Origin of the sequence: Pantanalinema rosaneae CENA516 (assembly GCF_050753385.1) — a bacterium.
In the GTDB taxonomy this organism is placed as follows: Bacteria; Cyanobacteriota; Cyanobacteriia; order Leptolyngbyales; family Leptolyngbyaceae; genus Pantanalinema; species Pantanalinema rosaneae.
Genome location: NZ_JBLZFZ010000174.1, coordinates 1 through 1,363, shown reverse-complemented (window position 1 = coordinate 1,363; position 1,363 = coordinate 1). Strand labels below are relative to the sequence as shown.

Sequence of the window (1,363 nt, the reverse complement as noted above, 5' to 3'; positions counted from 1 at the left end):
AGATGTGTATAAGAGACAGGCATGGGCATGCTTGGGCACTCTCAAATCAGGCTGCAAATGCTACTGACTCGCATTTCGGTATGCAATCGCGATTTACGCCCGCCCGTCGCTGCGGCATCCTGACCCGGTCCGTCCAATCACCGGGATTCGCTGCCGTGAACTTCGACCTGCGCCGTTTTGCCTGCCTGCTGGCCCTCGCCGTGGCCGCCCTGCCCGCGCAGGCGGCCGAAAGCGTCCATGTGCTCAGCTACCGCGGTGCCGAGGTGGTCGGCCCGCTGTTCGAACGCTTCACCGCCGAGACGGGGATCGCCGTGCGCCTGGAGGTGCTGGGCGCCGAAGCGATCGGCCCGGCGCTGCTCGCCGCGCGATCCGAAACCGGCACCTCGCCGGACCTGGTGCTGTCGGTCGATGCCCTGCGCTTCTCCGGCTACGCCGCCCAGGGCCTGCTGCGCCCGCTGCCGGCGGACGCGCTGGCTGCGGTTCCGGCCGCGCTGCGTGATCCCGATGGCCAGTGGCTGGGCCTGAGCTACCGGCTGCGCGGCCCGCTGTACGCCCACGGCACGCAGGCCGATGCCGACTGGCCGGCGCTGCTGGCCGCCCTGCCGCAGCGCCGCGTCTGCCACCGCGACCCCGCCCACGTCTATGCCATCGGCACCCTGGCCTGGCTGCACCAGGCCGCGGGCGAGGCCATGGCCGAAGCCTTCGCCAGCGAGGTGCTCGCATCCGCGCCGCGGATCGAGGGCGGCGACCGCGACCAGATCCTGGCCGTGCTCGACGGCCGCTGCGATCTCGCCTTCGTCAACCACTACTACCTGGCGCGGCTGATGGCCTCGGCGGATGCCGCGGAGGCAGCCGCGGCGGCACGCCTGCAGTTCGGCTTCGCCGGAACCGGCGAGCCGCTGATCGGCAACGTCTCGGCGATCGCCCTGCCGCAGGGCGGCGCGCACCGCGAGGCCGCGGACAGGCTGGCGGTCTGGCTGACCGGTGCGGCAGCGCTGGAACTGCACGCCCGGATCTTCGACGAGTTCCCCGCCGGCTGGGCGGAGCGCGAACTCCAGCTTCCGGAGAGCGTGCAGCCCTTCAGCAGGCTGCGGATGGGCCCGCCCCTGCCGGATCGCGTGGCCGGGTCGCAGGCCTGGGCGCAAGCGCGCGTGGCCGAACTGCTGCAGGCGCGCTCAGAGCGCCCGTGAGAATTCCATCTGCTTGGCGCTGATTGCCACGTGCGCCCGGCGACGCGCAGGCTGCGGCATCCGCACGCCTCGCACGTTCCGCGCCGGCCCAGTGGCGCCTCGGGCCGATGCGGCGGGGCTCAGAGCGTGTGAAAAAATCCAGACGCCGTCGCGAGGCCGTCGCTGGGCGTTCG

Annotated in this window: 1 protein-coding gene; it reads left to right on the top strand. The window is 72.1% G+C overall.

Annotated elements, in window-relative coordinates:
• The first annotated feature begins 155 nt into the window (after positions 1–155).
• Positions 156–1,190, top strand: a complete 1,035-nt coding sequence (locus tag ACN4EK_RS32660) for an ABC transporter substrate-binding protein (RefSeq protein ID WP_431662613.1) — start codon at positions 156–158, stop codon at positions 1,188–1,190.
• Positions 1,191–1,363: the final 173 nt, after the last annotated feature.